Origin of the sequence: Bradyrhizobium sp. BR 1432 (assembly GCF_051547705.1) — a bacterium.
GTDB classification, from domain to species: domain Bacteria; phylum Pseudomonadota; class Alphaproteobacteria; order Rhizobiales; family Xanthobacteraceae; genus Bradyrhizobium; species Bradyrhizobium zhanjiangense.
This window is the reverse complement of record NZ_JBPUGF010000003.1, coordinates 3,795,429-3,810,880: the sequence shown is the minus strand read 5'-3', so window position 1 is coordinate 3,810,880 and position 15,452 is coordinate 3,795,429. Positions and strand designations below refer to the sequence as shown.

The following is a 15,452-nucleotide window of genomic DNA, read 5'->3' as shown; positions in this document are numbered from 1 at the left end:
CCTCAAGTCTTGGTGCGCGAATTCATCAGGATCATGTTGCGTGGCTTCGCGGCGCACATCCGCGCTCCGCTGCCGCCCGAAACGACGGGGTTGCGCAGCGCCTGCAGCATCGCACTCGGTCTCGTCGCCGCCGCGCTTGGCCATGTCCGGCAAATTCTCGACCGCGTTTCGTGGCCAGTCCGCCTGCGCCGTGCGCCGCCGGACAATCTCGATCCGGACTGCTCACGGCTCTTGCACGATGCGGAGCGGCCTGGCACCGGCTCTGTTGCGACAGGACTTATGGCGCATTCCGGCGCGGACGAGCCGACGCCGTGCGCCGAGACATCGTCTCCAACATTGGGCCTGCGTGTCAGCCGCGACCGGCATAGGAGCAATCGATAGAGCCCCGGCACGATTCGGTATGGCACCTTGCGGCAATAGCTGTCCCAGTCCTCGCCATAGCGAGCCGCGCAGCGGGCGTTGTCCCGTCGCTCGCGCTGGATCAGGAGGATCGTGAGAAAGACGAGGTGTGAATACGGCAGCGGGCTGCCGAAGAGACAGGGCAGGCACCACGCCAAGCCCATCAGCAGGTCGCCGAAATAGTTGATGTGGCGCGCCAGCCCCCACCATCCCGATGCGAGCAGCAGTGAGCCTCGCGTCGTCGTGATGTAGTCGGCGGGCCGGCGCCAGACCGGCTGGGTCGAATCGTCCCGAAACCGGTGCTTCTGTAGGTTGGCGCCACGGAACACGAGGTAGCCGACGACATTCAAAAGCACGATCGCGGCTGCGCCCCACCAGGGTAGATCGTGCGTGTGCCCCACGAGATAATAGGCCTGGACGGTATAGGTGAATGGGACCCAGACGAGGTCTCCCCAACACAGCATCCAGCCGAATTTTTCGTGCCTGATGTCCCAGGTGGACAGGATCAATTCCTCATGGAAGCAGTAATCGGCGACGTACCAGAACTGGAACGCGCAGACCAGGATCATCGGCAGCGTCAAGACCCCGTGCAGATCGTACTGCTTGGCCGCGAGCGAAAAGTCCATCAGCACCCACGCGAACAGCCCCGGCCGTCCCTCGCAGAAGAACTTGAGATCGAACGTGCCGATGCGTGGATTGAGCGCTACGCCGAACCAAAAGGCCCGCAGCCCGCCCTCAGTCGATTCGTGCGAGGCGGCGATCGCGCGGCGGCCGAAGTAGAGCGCAAGACTGATGAAGAATGCAAACAGATTGGCCGTGGTGAGGAGCGCCCCGAACTGATCGGCGAGATCGGTCGACCTAAACCATCCGAGCGCTATGCCGACTGTCACTGCAGCCCAAGTGATCCACCAGGCCGACCAGGCGTTCAATCGGTATGTTAAGCTCGTGCCGTCCGGCAGGCATGCGCCTCTCGCTTGCCGGCCCGGCGCAACAAGCTGTAGCAAGCCCTGAAATGCGAGCCAGCCCGCGATGATCAGAACCGCCTGCCATGTCGGCGGCGGAAGACGATCAAGCAGCGACCTTGTCGGCCACATCGGCAGACCGGCATTGAATTCCAGGCACGCCCACAGATAGTAGGTGAACGCGGGCAGCACAATGAGCGCGAGCGCCAGGGCGAAAGTGGTTGCGCGATGAGGTGGATTGCCCGGCCGGCCGGTCGATGCACGTTCCGAGACGGATGGCTCGCCCGGCCCCGTCATGCGATCACTCGCTCGTCGTGGGACGTTGCGGTTCGCCGCGCGGGTCATCTGCCATGCGATCATCGCAGCCCGCGACAATCACAGGCCCTCGTTCCACATTGCTTCGGTCGACGGGTCGGCGTCTTCGAGGCCCGCCTGTTGGAAGCATGCACGCGCCCTGACGCCGTTCAGCTTGATCGACAATGCGCCTCGCAAGCGCGCAGCGTCAAATGCCAATCGTTGAATCGATATCGTTAATTGCGGCGCGACGAGCGCGCCGCTCTGGTGGGAGCCGTTCTCGTTCATTCCGCCGGACTTGCTAAGCGCGACGAGCCGGCTCGCGCGAGCTCACGTGAAGTCCCAGCTGCCAGATTCTTCGAGGCATGCAGCTTTGGATGGACGATCGGTACCGTCAGCATCGTGCTGCCGACAGCCATGATCAAAAGTGCGGTGAAAGCTTCTCTCGTAATTAGGGCCTTGTCCAACAAGATGTTGACAAAGATGATCATGATCAACGCCTTTGTTTGCAGAAGCCATCCGATGATGGACGCCTCGCCCGGCTCCCAGCGGAGAATCCAGCCTGCAATCCAGATGCCGGCCAGCTTCCCAGTTATCGAGGCAAGCAGCAGCGCCGCGGCTGCAATGAATACGACCGCGCCGCCGCCGCTCCAGTTCGTGCGCAAGCCGGTACTGAGGAAGAAAACCGGCATCACGACGAGCAGGACATGATCGCGCATTAGATCCATTCGCCTCCGGTCGAACCAATGCGAGTCCATTACTGCGCCGGCTAGGAACGCGCCGACCATGAAGTGAAGGCCTGCCCAATCGGCTGCCAAGCCGCATGCCGCGAGCCAGACGAGGCACATGTACCAGCGGTCGGATTCCTTCAGCTTGACCATGAGCGTCCGGAAACCGTAGCTTGCGATCGCGAAAACAACGATGAACCCGATCTGCCGACCGATACGGGTCCAATCTAGGAGAATCGCTGCCAACACGCCCCAGATGGCAACGTCGTCCAGGCTGGCGTAGCGAAGGATACGTTGACCCAGCGGCTGCCGAAGGATTTCGAGCTTTTCCAACAACAGAATCAGGATCGGCAGAGCTGTTACCGCGCAACTCATGCCGATACCGACAACGAATTGCCAAGGTCGCGCAGCGGGGCCGATCCAGCCGTCGAGGCTCAGCAAAACCAGGGCCACAATGCAGCCGAACACGAGAGGCGTGGCGAGCGCGAAGGCTGCGGTGATGCCCGTCTCCCGACGGCGTTCCCACGCCTGTTTGAGATCGAGTTCGATGCCGGCAATGCAGACAAAGATCATCACGGCCCACCACGCGATGCCGTTCATCGCGTCAATGACCTGTGGGGTGAATATCGAGTGGTAATAGTCGGGAAACGCAGATCCCAGGATGCCGGGGCCCAGCAAGATTCCTGCAATAATTTGGATCACGACCAGGGGTGCATAGTAATCCGTCTGACCGAGCCGCCAGAGCAAATATGGAACCGCGAATATGATAAGCATTGCGACGAGGAACAATTCGGTGGTGCTCATGGCGCAAGCCCCGATTCGCTAGCCGAATACCGCGGTCGAGAAGATGTATGTTGGCGAGCCGGCTCGCGTCGCCTGCGAGCAAGCAACCGATTTCACGGAAGGATGATACCATTGGTTGCGAAGTTCGCACTAACAATCCCGACGTACGTGCAGGATCGACGCCGAGTTCTGACTTGCGTTGCCCCGGCGCCAGGCCGCCATCAGCAGCGCATCCGTCACGAACTAAGCCGTTCACCTCACTACCCTGCCTGAGACCCGTTGATCACCTCGGCCGCTGCCATCTCGGGGGCGGTAAGGGTGACGCCGTCTAACGCCTAGAATTTTACATCGAAATTTCAATGACATAAGAGTTCGCGGTTTTATTCTGAATGGCGCGCCAGCGGCTCTAGAAGCGCTGAAACATCACGCAAATCGTGGCTTTGGCTGCGCTCGGGTGGTAGCAGTAGGTCATAGCTTTGATGCGCGCGTTGATGGGACTGATAAAGGACAGACACGGGACGTACTACGCTCAGCGGAAGGTGCCTGAGCGCCTCCAAGAAGCGTCGCGCGCGTCCTCAACTCCGAGAAACCCAAGCAGGTCTACCTTAAGAAGTCTCTCGGCACGAAGGTGCTGAAGGAGGCGAACGTCGCCGCGACGCACGTCCTAGCTGACTTCAATCGGACCTTGGCGAGCGCGGAGGCCCTCCTCAAAGAACGCCCTGTGGTCCCGTCGCTCACCGATGCGCTGATCAAGCGAATGGCTGAGTTCTACTACGCCTCGCCGTTGATGAAGAGGAGAGGCAAGAGGGGACCGGCTTCGAGCCAATCTTCCAAAGTGTTGCTGCGCAGCTGATTGCAGCGGGGATCGCGTTCAACACTCCGTTCAAGGTTGGTGAACTGCCTGAAGCGGGCTCGTCCGACCGGGAGGTGTTCAAGCGGGAGCAGGCGTTAGCCGAGGACTTGCCTGACGCAATGTTAGCCCTTGCCAAGGGCGACATCACACACGTGCGCTTCGGCCTGGAGGAGCTGCTGGAAGAGTTTCAGCTATAGACCCGAAGAGCCAGTCCTACAGGCGGCTGGGCATGGCTGTGCTCGCAGCTCGCGTGAACCCTAGGCGAGCACATGCGAGCATCGGTCGGTGCAACTCGCTATCGCCCTTCGAAACGCTACCCTCTTCAGAAGCTGCTTCGGCTCCAGAAGCGTGGCCGACCGATCGGTACTTGTGAAGTTCGGCTCAGCCGCGAATGAACCTTGCGATCCCTGGACGATTGGCAGATCGAGTTCGGGCGACCTAAACTGTAAGCGGTGTGGTCGCCAAGGAGCGACGCGGGCTCCCAGCGTCCTTCCCGCAAGCGCGCCAAGGCAGATGGTCGAGCAGTGACATGACATGTATCTACTGTCTGGGCCGTCGCGGCGACGATCGTCACAGAGAGCTTTGAAGACCCGCTCCCAGACCCCCTTCTGCGCCCAGCGCCAGAAGCGCGTATACACTGTGAACCACTTGCCGAACGCTTCCGGCAGATCTCGCCACGGCGAGCCCGTGCGCGCAATCCAAAGAACTGCTTCGATAAAGAGCCGGTTGTTACGCCCGGTGCCGCCGGGATCACCGGCTTTGCCAGACAATTCCGGCGCAATCCGCTCCCACTGCGCATCGCTCAACATCAATCGAATCAAGGCTGATCTCCAATTTTCAGCCTTGAATCAATTTTCTACTGATTTGGGAATCCTGTCTGTAAACAGGCCTTAGTGCAGAAATGTGTTCCAGTGGGATCGCCCTGCTCATTGTCGCAGAAAGATACTTGATCCTATCCCGTTTAGCGCGGAGAACTGTCGAACGGTTAAACCTTCCGCAAGCCCTTCTCGTTAGTCCTCTTCATTTCGCTTACCCCTGATCTGATGCGCTCCAAGCTGCTCGATTATGTCCCTTGCCAAGCTTATGAGACCTCAGTCTGAAATTTACGTAATGACCCAGGTGCGATGTCGTACCGCATCAGCTTCGATCAAAAACGAAAGCTTTGTTGGCTCACATTCAGCCACTTTGCCATGGACGAATTTCAGCGAGAAGTTGAGTTTATCCAGAAGTTCTTCCGCGGCTGCGACTACGTCTGACATGCCCGACAGCGACCGATGGTGGTAGACCGCGTTCCTAGCTTCTCGGACCTTCTCAAATTTGGCGGAGAAATCGGCCACGCTGAGAGGATTGAACCGGGGCGAGAAAATCGTCCAGTGTTCTTCGATGAGTTGCCGTATATGGCCAAGATTGCAATCGTGCATGAACTCATAGCCGTTCGCCATTGCGGCGACCGGTCCGTTGGGAAATTGCTTCCCCTCCATTTCCTGGATGATTTTGCCGATTCGATATGCGGCGTGACGAGTGAGCGGAACACCTCCAATTTGGGAGATATCCTTGGGGTTCCCGCCCCTTTTTAGCTCCTCATAAACGGCCCGCCACCAGCGCGCATGCTTGTAATGCTGCTCCAGGGTGACCGCGACGGTAGAGCGCAGAGCATTCTCGAAAGAGTGAAAGACGGGAAAAAGCTGAGCGTGCTCAGCCACTTTTCGGTTGTAGACTGAGAAGATTGCAGGCCGCCAATCGTTCGGACGGTATTTCAGGATTGCCGCCTTGGTTCCCTCCCTGACTTCGATCAGGGAGGCCTCAAGGAGGTAGGGACTCACGAGGGTCAAATCGGACTTAAAGACCTCAATCTGGCTGGGAAGTCGGGGAAAAAGGCAAATAGTCGGTGAAGAACTTGGTTAAAAATTCGTAAGAGATATCTGGCATTTAGGATGAAACCGCATATTTTTTAAGGAACTTGACAGGCGACCGCCAGTTAAGCGATAAGCCTGACCACTCCGGAAGTGATGGCGCGTTGCGACATTTGCTTTTTTAGCCGCTTCTTGAGTCTAAACATCTTTGAAAGAGGCTCCCGATAGGGGGCCTCTTTCGCCGTTTAAAGCCCCTCATAACGCTCCTCGCAGATCCATCTAGCCCGCTACAATGGAGGAGCTGTCTACAGGTTGTGGAGCAGAAGCCAAGAGGTCCAAAGGCGAAAAGTGCCCCCGGCGACGTGATGGGCGCTGCTCTCATGGCAAGATCGCAATAAGTAGCCAGCTCTGCGGAAACGAGCAGTTGGACTCAGACAGGTTTGAACATGCTGTGACCGGCGTTTGAATGCAGTCGGTCAAAAAATTCGGTGGCGTAGCGATCTGTCATGCCAGCCACAAAGTCGCAAATGATGCGGAGCCGCTGAGCTTGGGTAGAAGCGATTCTGTGGCGAGCTCGCACATCGTCCGGCATCATGAGATAGCCCTTTTCGCTGGCCAGAGCTTCAAAAATGTTCTTCACGACTTCATACCCTCGAAATTCCGGCAGCTTGACTCTTGAAGAGTAGATCATGCTTTCAAAAGTATACTGCTTGAGAATTTCGACCCTCAGCCTTGCCTCGTCGTCGAGATACGCCTCGCTGAGCATTGGATATTTGATGTTCGGCTTTACCTTGACCGAGTTGATGGCCTCATGAACAAGCGCCGAGGATAGTTTGGTCCTAAGGTATCCTTGACTCGCTCAGCTCTTGCGAAGCTTGAAACCACTTAATCGTCGCAACGAGAGAGTTTTGGTCGGTGCGGATACCCCGAAAGACGTGAGTCAGGATGGCCAAAACATATTCGGGCGAGATCCGACGCTTCAGCTCTTTGGACGTTTTCTTCGCTACCTGCGCCAGCAGGTCCTCGTTGGAAGCAACGATTGACGCAGGCGTTAGAAAGCCGGCCTTCATCGAGTCTTCGAGGTCGTAGGTGGAATAAGCAATGTCGTCTGCGAGATCCATGATCCAGCATTCGATTGTCTTGAACTTGCGACGGCCAATTCGGCCAGCTGTATGCAGCTTTATGTTCCGGACGATGTCGGCCTCAGAGCCGTAGTATCCCTTTACCAATTTGCTTTTCTTCGTCCGCCTGGCCGGGATAACCTCATCGTACTTGAGAACGGCCGCCATCAGGCGGTACGTCAAGTTTAGTCCCGCTCGATGATCGCCCTTCGCTTGGGTTTTTCTGACAGCCTTTTTCTCGAGTTCGCGATATGATGCGCAGCGTCTGCGCATTTCCCTCAAATCCGCCGGCAGTCCTCATGAGATCGTCGAGCGCCCGCTCGCCGTTGTGCCCAAAGGGAGGGTGGCCGATATCGTGGAGAAGTGCGGCCCCCTCACACAAACGCAGATCGATCGGATGCTCTTTGAAGAAAGGCTCGACATAGTTCAAGCGCTCGGCAATGCCGCACGCGATCTGCGCGACCTCAAGAGAGTGCGTCAACCGATTTCGGAAAAAGTCAAACTCGTGCCCTGGGAAAACCTGCGTCTTCCCTTGCAGCCGTCTAAAGCTCGCGCAATGAATGATCCGGCCGTAATCGCGGCCCATCGACGAGCGCCACGGAACGGTCGGACCGTCCTCGTCAACTTCCCGTTGCCAGTCGGTTTCGGAGTAAAGGCTAGCGCTTCTTTTTGCGGGCAAGCTTCAACCGCTTTTTTGTGGCCGGAGCGGCAGCCTTGGCCGGCCCCTTCGGGATCGCGCCGATGTCCAGCATCAGGGCTCGACGGAGTATAGCCACTTTCTTCTCAGCCAGATCGCTTGCTTCGAGTACGGCTGCGTAGGCGGTCATGATTCGATCCCTCTTTGTATGACACTACGCTAAACGACGACTGGAGGTCCACCCAGTTTGCCCTGTCACCATTAATTTTCGGCTAGCGGGCCCCCCGTAAGCACATCAATTTCCGGCTATCGGACGCGATAGTTTTGGTGCTGCGCAGTTCAAACTCGGGAACGTCGACGGCCCCTCGCCCCCAATGTACGGAGGGTCCTGCTCCGCAACGACTTGGCGGAGCTAGCCCATCGTCCACATGTTTCGGCCGTCCTGAGGGTTGCCCTGCAGGGCGGTCAACGGCAGAAAAATAGGGCGGAGGCTGGGGTAGGGAACCACCGGCCGGGTGGCTGGAGGTTCAGCCGAGCAGCCGTGCAAGGCCGGTCGCGAAGAGGGGAAAAGACAGTGCGGGGCGGGCTCAGCTGGACTAGAGGAAGAGGCTCCATGACCGCTGGAGCGGCTGGGGCACGAGGACCGGGTTGATGACGCTCAGGAAAGACAAATCGCTAGACGAGCTCGCACGGGTCGGAAATGTCGCGCAGTTTGTTAGCTACTCCCCAGGTCGAGCCCAGCCGCACCTAGAGTTCAGCCGCGTCGCTGGGTTCGACGCCAATCATCAGTTTAAGAACCTATCCGAAGGCCTTCGTGCTCTGCTCGATCGGTGCCCGGAAAGCACCCTCAACCTGCGCAGCTTCACGCCAGACAATCCCAGGAGCCGCGACTTTCACTACGGCTTGGCCGACCTCGCTCGGATCGAAGCGCTCGTCCGCAAGATGTCCGGTGAAGGTCTCTATGTCATTGCCAACGAGACTGTCGACGTCGCTGACGGCGGGGTATCAGGTGTCATCCAAGGAGGCATCGTCGAATTTGCGCCGGACGACACTCCTCGGTGCGTCGAAAAAGGCGGCACAGCTTCATTGTCGCTGGACTGGGGACTTTCGCTGCTCAAGGCCGTCTATGGCTTTCCCGTCGAAACGGTCGATGCAGGTCGCGGCCGGCTGGAATTCAGCATCCATCCGAAACCACGGGGCTGGCGCCGCGGTCATACGCTGATGTGGGAGTATGAGGCTTCCGACAGTGCGCCCGCCATGGCAGCGCTGAAGTGGCCGAATCGATTTAGCCGCCTTATTGGCGACAAGACATTCGGTCTCCTCATCGCCAATGTAATCGGATTGCCAGTTCCGAGAACGACGTGCATCTCCCGGCGCATCGCACCGTTCTCGTTTGGTCAGCCAACTTTCTCGAACGAAGTCTGGATCAGAACCTGTCCTAGCGAACAGGAGCCGGGCAAATTCACGACGGCGAAGGGTTGGCTGGATCCCTTCCGTCTCCTTGCTGAAGAGGATCCCACAGGAGAGGCGATTTCAGCGGTACTGTGTCAATCGGCAGTGCCGGCAGCGTTTGCGGGCGCTGCAATCATGGATGCGGAAAAGCAGATTGTAATTGAAGGCACGCCCGGAGAGGGCGACAGCTTCATGGTTGGCAAACGCCTGCCGGAACGCCTGCCTGACAACGTTCTCCGCGATATTCGCGAGACGTATCGTCTTGTCGAAGAAAAGTTGGGTCCAGTGCGATTTGAGTGGGTTCACGACGGCAAGCGCGTCTGGATCGTACAGCTGCATAAGGGCGCAACCGACAGCTCGGCGTCAACACTCGTGCCCGGCGAAGCGGATCAATGGGAAGTGTTCGACGTCTCAAGCGGATTGGAGGAATTGCGTCTCCTGCTCGCCCGGCTCCCGGCTGACGTCGGCCTGCAAATCCGAGGAGACGTCGGCCTAACGAGTCACGTCGCAGATCTCTTGAGAAAGGCCAGACGACCAGCGCGGCTGCAACAACAGAGCTAGACGGCAGTTGCAGCGGTCCCTCTTCGCGCTTGAGATCTGGATTCCTCCAACGCCTTGGAAACGTTCCCTAGGAAGCTCCAATAAAGGAAGCATTGCATCGCCGAGGAACCCCAGGGGCACGCCGAAATACACAGCCATTCTGCGCACAGGCAGATAGTTGCGAGAACTACGCCGGCAGCAGCAATAGAGATTGGGCGTTTTCGTATGGCAAGAGTGCGCCCAGGCGAGAGCTGCTTTATCTATCCCCGAAGCGATCACCAGCTCAGGCGCAGAAAGACCGATCGCCGGCGCACTGACGGTCAAGCCGCCTTCCTGCATCGACATCAGATCGGAAAGAGCACGGGCGCTTTGGGTGTCCTTCTCGTCCGACCGACGTCCGCTCTTGGACTGCTGGCGGATCATGACGAAACGCATTCCCAAGGTCAGCAGCTTGTGACCCCGAATTGTACCTCAGCGTCGATACGTGTTCGAATTACTGGTGGTATGTTGATTCATAGGCACTCTCAAATCACCATGCCATCAAGCACAGGAGCTGTCTTCATTGGAGATGTTCGCTACAGGCGTGCCGCCGAGTGCGGTTCTAAGAATGTACTTGGACCGTCTGCGGAAGTTAGTTTCAGCAGCGAACCTCGACAATGCCGACCTGAACGTGCTTATGGAAATCAGCCTTTCGGAGCGGAAGGCGCCTTGAAATCTTATAGAGCGATGCTCTTTTGCTGTTGGTTGGCGGCTATGGTCCAGTTTGGTGGGGGGTAGACCGGCATTGCAATTCAACAATGGCGCGGCCCATCCGACCAATCAAATCTCGTTCGTCCTTTTTTGAGTAGCTGCACGGGTTTGAGGAAGGTAGGTTGGCAGTGTCCCGGCATGAGATTCGAAGTAATTTGAGACTGGGTCGATCCTTGGAGATATCGGAACAGAGATTCAGGCAGCTCAGCCTGGCCGATCGCGGACTAAAGGATATCTTGGGAGCCGAACAGAAATTTCACGTCGTAATAGAAAATTACGTTGAGTTTGAGGAAGCACTTTTCAGTGAAGCACTGAGGTCAGTCATGTTTGAAGCGGGCGACGAATCAAACATATTGGCGCAACATCTAATAAGCAGGCGCGTTTTAAACCTTTTGGCCTCTGCGAGATTGTATTTAGACACGCTGCCGCAACACGGCGGGCAAATCTTCGGAGACACGACTAAAGGTCTTACAAAGCTGAGGTCTTCCATTGCCCAGGCTTACGACGCTTCCCTCGGATACCGGGTTATGGAAGCTCTTAGAAATTATGCACAACATCGCGATTTGCCGGTGCATGTACTGGCATTGAGGCACGCAGGCGCAAAACGTGATGCGGAGTTAAGTCGGCACGCGGTGCCACAACTAGACTTGTTGCAGCTCTCTCAAGACAAGGCCTTTAAGCGCGCGGTCCTAGCAGAGCTGTCACAGGGCAGCCATCCTGTAACGCTTACCCCATTTGTGAGAGATTACGTCAGGGAATTAACCGAGATACACCGAAAGTTCCGGTCTCTGAGCAAGGCATCCAAAGCTAAGTGGAATGCAATTCAAGGACGTGCTTTGGCGGAGTACGTTGGTGCTTTAGGGCCCATCAGAAATTCCGGGAGAGGTATGGGCGGTCGGAAGGGACGAGAACCACAAGCTTCAGAAGATCGATTTATTGTACGCAGCTCGCTCGCGCGGGTTAGAGGAACGCACAAGACGCCTCAGTAAGATCATGAATTTCGATCCGAGCTGGTAGACGCGTCGATCGCAGATGGTCAAGGGTGACCTGTTTGATTGATATCACCACGCCCCCCTTCTGCTCGCCGAGGCTGATCGCATGAAGCTAGTTGCACCGCATAGTCCCGAAGTGGCCCTTCTCTGATTTGAAGGTTTGGGCTGGCAACATCCGGTTCATCGAAGCAAAGCGGACTTCGCCGGTATGGGTCATCAATATGCCAAGATATCCGGAGCGGGGTTGGTCAACCGACAACAAAATGCGAGAGCGCCCATGCAGACGAGGCATGTTGATCCCCATGTCGCCGGTCTTGCACCGTCCGGCAGCGCGTTGACCTTATCCTTGCCCGCATCGCTGCCCACCCAGCTCATCGGCTGGACGAGCTTCTGCCCTGGAGGTGGACGCCGGCATCAGCGTTTCTCCGCTCGAGCGGCATGACCACACACGTCAGCAAGGTTCGTCGCGCATTTGGATGGCAGGGCGAAGAAAAAGGCGATCGGGCCTGGCCTCATCCGCTGAATTGTTCGCTGCTCGCAACCGTATTTGGTCGAGACACCAACACTCTGATGCTGAACAGCTATTCCGAAAATCGGAGTCGGAGAAGTAGTGACACAACGACACCATCCGTGGATCGGTTGGCGGCTGAGCTGGTCCTGCAGGGCGTCCTTGCTCGTCGTAGAAGCGAAGGTTCGTCTTAGAAGCGGAGGCCGGTCCTTCGAACGCAGCAGCGAATACGGCGAATACCAAAAGAAAAGTTTCGCCCGAAAGAACAAGCCGAACTTTTTCTGATCATCGCTGGATTTCGCCACCGCACGCGGCGATACCCACGTGTTCGCATTGACGTTTTTGGGCTGCTCAAGCAACTCTCGTCAGTCGAGTTGGAAAGGCAAGACCTATGCGTCCGAATGCGCGAGAAGAAGTCGAGCAGGATTTCGCCGATCCGAGGCCTTCCCACCAAAGAAAAATATCGTTTGCCGAGCGGTTGACCTGTACGATCGATGAAGCGTGCCAAGCTACCGGTCTGGGGCGTACCAAGCTCTACGAGTTGATAGGTGCAGGAAAACTGGACACGAGGTCCGTCGGACGTCGGCGGTTGGTGCTTGTCTCTTCACTTCAAGCGCTGCTCGAAGTGAATTGCCCAAGCCCCAGCGGAAAAGAGAGGGTTTGGTAACCGCAATCAGCTTGGCGGTCTGCGCCGACCTGCAGGTAGGCTCACATCGAATTCCACAAACTTGTCGCCCCTGCCGACCTCTCTGCTACGGAGGAGGATTTGCTTTGCTCCTCCGCTCCTCCGCGCCCCAGCAGCTTCCAACCACCAGGACTTCCCGGCCGGCTCGTCCAACCGTCCAATGGTGGGGCGGATGGTGGGGCGGTGTCCCGAGCTTAGGATATTTCCTAGAAAAAAGTAAGGCGCGACCGGCATCACCACAGTCGCGCCCTACGTCGCCGGCTTATGGGGCAGGGGGGAATAGCCGGCTGCTGAGACGACTCCCGTCCGCAAAAGTCGTTCCAGGCCTTGCGAAATATTTTGCGGGCCTCCGGCATTTTTCGCACACGGTTAAGTGATCGTAACGGCCAAGAACCCCTGATCCTCCGCCCGCGTTGTTCCCGCGATCGCCATGGGCGAGGGATCCATAGCCATGTCACAAGATTCAAAAGGTATTTTTGGGCGCCGTCGCGATTGCCGCCACGCTGGGTGCCGTGCAACTGGCCTCCGGCCATGATTTGGCCGACCGCTGGCAGGCGGTCGCCGACATCTCCAGCCAAAGCTCAAACTTCGCCCCGAGCCACAACGTCAATCGTGCCGGCAAGGCCGACCGGCTCGGCGAGATCAAGCCGGCACCGGTCGCCACCCGCACCGTGTCGATGCGGCTCAACGATCTTGCCGACACGTCGGTGCTGTTGCGGGTCCCCGCGGTGATCGAAACCGGCAATGCCAAGCCGCCGGTGCTGCTCCAGAACCAGAAGAACCAGAAGCAGGGCCGCAGCAAGCCGACGATCGCCTGCGAGCCGATGGTCAGCTCCCTGACCGAGATCGCCAAGCTGCTCCAGCCCGGCCGCTGTGTGACCTGATCCGCGCCATTGGTCCGACCAAGGCTGCTCTGTCGCGACTTGCGGCAGAGCCTTCACATCCTCTTGATCCGCCGTTTCATCGCGCTATATCCGGGTTCCTCCCCTTTGATTTGACCGGGTAAGCGCATGACGACGTCAGATACGGCTGTGCACACGCAGCCTTTCCAGGCCGAAGTTTCCGAACTGCTGCACCTCATGGTGCACTCCGTTTATTCGGAAACCGACATCTTCCTCCGCGAGCTCATCTCCAATGCCTCCGATGCCTGCGACAAGCTGCGCTACGAGGCGATCGCCAGTCCGGACCTGCTCGGCGAGGGTGACGCGCTCAGGATCCGCATCATCCCGAACAAGTCGGCCGGAACGCTCACGGTCGCCGACAACGGCATCGGCATGGAGCGGCAGGAGCTGATCGATCATCTCGGCACCATCGCCCGCTCCGGCACCAAGGCGTTCGTGTCCAAGCTGAAGGAAGCCAAGGACGGCCTCGGCCTGATCGGCCAGTTCGGTGTCGGCTTCTATTCCGCCTTCATGGTCGCCGAGAAGATCGACGTGGTCAGCCGCCGCGCCGGTGAGAGTGACGTCTGGACCTGGACATCCTCCGGCGGCTCCGGATTCGAGATCGCCCGCGCCAGCGACGAGGACGCGGCGCGCGTGGCCCGCGGCACCGAGATCGTCCTGCACCTCAAGGACGACGCCAAGAAATACCTCGAGACCTACGAGATCGAGCGCATCGTCGGTGCCTATTCCGACAACATCCTGTTTCCCATCGAGCTCGTGCCTGGCGAGGGCGAGCCGTGCCAGATCAATTCGGCAAGCGCGCTGTGGCAACGCTCGAAATCCGAGCTGACGGCAGACGACTACAAGAAGGCCTATCAGCAGATCGCCTCCGCCTTCGACGATCCCGCGATGACGCTGCACTACCGCGCCGAGGGCCGCTATTCCTACGCCGTGCTGCTGTTCGCACCCTCGACGAAACCGTTCGACCTGTTCGAGCCGAACCGTAAGGGCCGCGTCAAGCTCTATGTCCGCCGGGTCTTCATCACCGATGATGCCGATCTGCTGCCGGGCTACCTCCGCTTCATCCGTGGCGTCGTCGACAGCGAGGATCTCCCGCTCAACATCTCCCGCGAGATGCTCCAGAACAATCCGCAGCTCGCGCAGATCCGTAAAGCCGTGGCGACCCGCGTCGTGTCCGAGCTCGAAAGCCTCGCCGAGAAGGACGCGGAGAATTTTGCCAAGATCTGGGACGCCTTCGGCGCGGTGCTGAAGGAAGGCATCTACGAGGATTTCGAGCGTCGCGAAAAGCTGCTGGCGCTGTCGCGCTTCACCACGACGTCGGGTGAAAAGCGGTCGCTGAAGCAGGTTATCGCCGATTTCAAGCCAAACCAGACCGAGATCTATTATCTCGTCGGCGACGGCATCGAGCGGCTGAAGTCCAATCCGCGGCTCGAGGCGGCGACTGCGCGCGGCATTGAGGTGCTGCTGCTGTCCGATCCGGTCGACGCCTTCTGGACCTCGATGCCCTCGGAGTTCGACGGCAAGCCGCTGAAATCGCTGAGCCAGGGCGATCTCAACCTCGACCTGATCCCGCGCCTCGACGACAAGGACGAGGCGAAGAAGGACGAGCCTGAGGCGGATGAAGCCGCCACCATCGCGGTAATCAAGGCCGCGCTCGGCGAGCGCGTCAGCGATGTCAAGGCCTCGACGCGCCTCACCAGCTCGGCCTCCTGCCTGGTTGCCGACAGCCAGGGGCCGAGCCGCGAACTGGAGCGCATTCTGGCGCAGCAGAACCGGGGCATGAAGACCAAGCCGATCCTCGAGATCAATCTGCGCCATCCGCTGGTGACTGCGATCACCAAGGCGCAGGCCGGCTCCAGGGACGTCGACGATCTCAGCCTGCTGCTGCTCGAACAGGCGCAGATCCTGGACGGCGAATTGCCGGAAGATCCGGCAGCGTTTGCGGCGAGGCTGAACCGGCTGGTGTTGCAGGGGCTGGGCGGATAGGCGGAAT

15 protein-coding genes and 1 pseudogene are annotated in these 15,452 nt (G+C 58.5%); 5 read left to right on the top strand and 11 right to left on the bottom strand.

Features of this window, described 5'->3' with window-relative positions; translation table 11 throughout:
- Positions 1 to 2: 2 nt before the first annotated feature.
- Genes ACSKB8_RS18350 through ACSKB8_RS18340 form a run of 3 tightly spaced genes read right to left on the bottom strand, consistent with a single transcriptional unit; the run spans position 3 to position 3,187 of the window.
- A complete protein-coding gene (locus ACSKB8_RS18350) occupies positions 3 to 1,721 on the bottom strand; it encodes a DUF1295 domain-containing protein (RefSeq protein WP_438105558.1) in 1,719 nt (572 codons plus the stop codon).
- A 15-nt stretch (positions 1,722 to 1,736) separates the two neighbouring features.
- Positions 1,737 to 1,943: a hypothetical protein gene (locus tag ACSKB8_RS18345; protein WP_438105557.1), complete on the bottom strand. Its 207-nt coding sequence runs from the start codon at positions 1,941 to 1,943 to the stop codon at positions 1,737 to 1,739.
- Positions 1,940 to 3,187, bottom strand: coding sequence for a cation:proton antiporter (locus tag ACSKB8_RS18340; RefSeq protein WP_438105556.1), 1,248 nt, complete (start codon positions 3,185 to 3,187; stop codon positions 1,940 to 1,942). Before ACSKB8_RS18340 ends, ACSKB8_RS18345 begins: the two co-directional genes overlap by 4 nt.
- A gap of 607 nt (positions 3,188 to 3,794) precedes the next feature.
- Between ACSKB8_RS18340 and ACSKB8_RS18335 the strand changes: the two genes are divergently transcribed.
- Positions 3,795 to 4,019 carry a hypothetical protein gene (locus ACSKB8_RS18335; protein WP_438105555.1) on the top strand — a complete coding sequence of 75 codons (225 nt, stop codon included), beginning with the start codon at positions 3,795 to 3,797 and terminating at the stop codon, positions 4,017 to 4,019.
- Between the two features lie 566 nt (positions 4,020 to 4,585).
- Here ACSKB8_RS18335 and ACSKB8_RS18330 read toward each other — a convergent pair.
- From ACSKB8_RS18330 to ACSKB8_RS18305, 6 genes and pseudogenes are all read right to left on the bottom strand, one after another.
- Positions 4,586 to 4,840: pseudogene (locus tag ACSKB8_RS18330) on the bottom strand (transposase); the annotation flags it as partial.
- 282 nt (positions 4,841 to 5,122) lie between these two features.
- A complete protein-coding gene (locus tag ACSKB8_RS18325; protein ID WP_438105554.1) occupies positions 5,123 to 5,842 on the bottom strand; it encodes a hypothetical protein in 720 nt (239 codons plus the stop codon).
- 460 nt (positions 5,843 to 6,302) lie between these two features.
- On the bottom strand, positions 6,303 to 6,638 hold the full coding sequence (locus ACSKB8_RS18320; RefSeq protein WP_438105553.1) for a hypothetical protein: 336 nt from the start codon (positions 6,636 to 6,638) through the stop codon (positions 6,303 to 6,305).
- Positions 6,639 to 6,711: 73 nt separating this feature from the next.
- Positions 6,712 to 7,161 (bottom strand): hypothetical protein, encoded by a 450-nt coding sequence (locus ACSKB8_RS18315; protein WP_438105552.1) that lies wholly within the window; start codon positions 7,159 to 7,161, stop codon positions 6,712 to 6,714.
- On the bottom strand, positions 7,136 to 7,579 hold the full coding sequence (gene dgt, locus ACSKB8_RS18310) for a dGTP triphosphohydrolase (RefSeq protein ID WP_438105551.1): 444 nt from the start codon (positions 7,577 to 7,579) through the stop codon (positions 7,136 to 7,138). The genes ACSKB8_RS18315 and dgt overlap by 26 nt, the downstream gene beginning before the upstream one ends.
- A 70-nt stretch (positions 7,580 to 7,649) precedes the next feature.
- Positions 7,650 to 7,820 carry a hypothetical protein gene (locus tag ACSKB8_RS18305; RefSeq protein WP_438105550.1) on the bottom strand — a complete coding sequence of 57 codons (171 nt, stop codon included), beginning with the start codon at positions 7,818 to 7,820 and terminating at the stop codon, positions 7,650 to 7,652.
- 461 nt (positions 7,821 to 8,281) lie between these two features.
- Here ACSKB8_RS18305 and ACSKB8_RS18300 point away from each other — a divergent pair, with 461 nt between their 5' ends.
- A complete protein-coding gene (locus ACSKB8_RS18300) occupies positions 8,282 to 9,643 on the top strand; it encodes a hypothetical protein (RefSeq protein WP_438105549.1) in 1,362 nt (453 codons plus the stop codon).
- On the opposite strand, the gene ACSKB8_RS18295 is transcribed toward ACSKB8_RS18300, so the two are convergent.
- Entirely contained in the window at positions 9,575 to 10,057 is a 483-nt protein-coding gene (locus tag ACSKB8_RS18295; RefSeq protein WP_438105548.1) for a hypothetical protein, read from the bottom strand. The two genes, ACSKB8_RS18300 and ACSKB8_RS18295, sit on opposite strands and share 69 nt — an antisense overlap.
- 1,721 nt (positions 10,058 to 11,778) lie before the next feature.
- Positions 11,779 to 12,231: a hypothetical protein gene (locus tag ACSKB8_RS18290; protein WP_438105547.1), complete on the bottom strand. Its 453-nt coding sequence runs from the start codon at positions 12,229 to 12,231 to the stop codon at positions 11,779 to 11,781.
- Positions 12,232 to 12,263: 32 nt separating this feature from the next.
- On the opposite strand from ACSKB8_RS18290, the gene ACSKB8_RS18285 reads away from it, so the two are divergent.
- The 3 genes from ACSKB8_RS18285 to htpG all read left to right on the top strand — a co-directional run bounded on the left by ACSKB8_RS18285 (position 12,264) and on the right by htpG (position 15,445).
- Positions 12,264 to 12,539: a helix-turn-helix domain-containing protein gene (locus tag ACSKB8_RS18285; RefSeq protein ID WP_438105546.1), complete on the top strand. Its 276-nt coding sequence runs from the start codon at positions 12,264 to 12,266 to the stop codon at positions 12,537 to 12,539.
- Positions 12,540 to 13,033: 494 nt separating this feature from the next.
- Entirely contained in the window at positions 13,034 to 13,441 is a 408-nt protein-coding gene (locus tag ACSKB8_RS18280) for a hypothetical protein (protein WP_438105545.1), read from the top strand.
- A 126-nt stretch (positions 13,442 to 13,567) separates the two neighbouring features.
- Positions 13,568 to 15,445 (top strand): molecular chaperone HtpG, encoded by a 1,878-nt coding sequence (gene htpG, locus ACSKB8_RS18275; RefSeq protein ID WP_438105544.1) that lies wholly within the window; start codon positions 13,568 to 13,570, stop codon positions 15,443 to 15,445.
- The last annotated feature ends 7 nt before the right edge of the window (positions 15,446 to 15,452 follow it).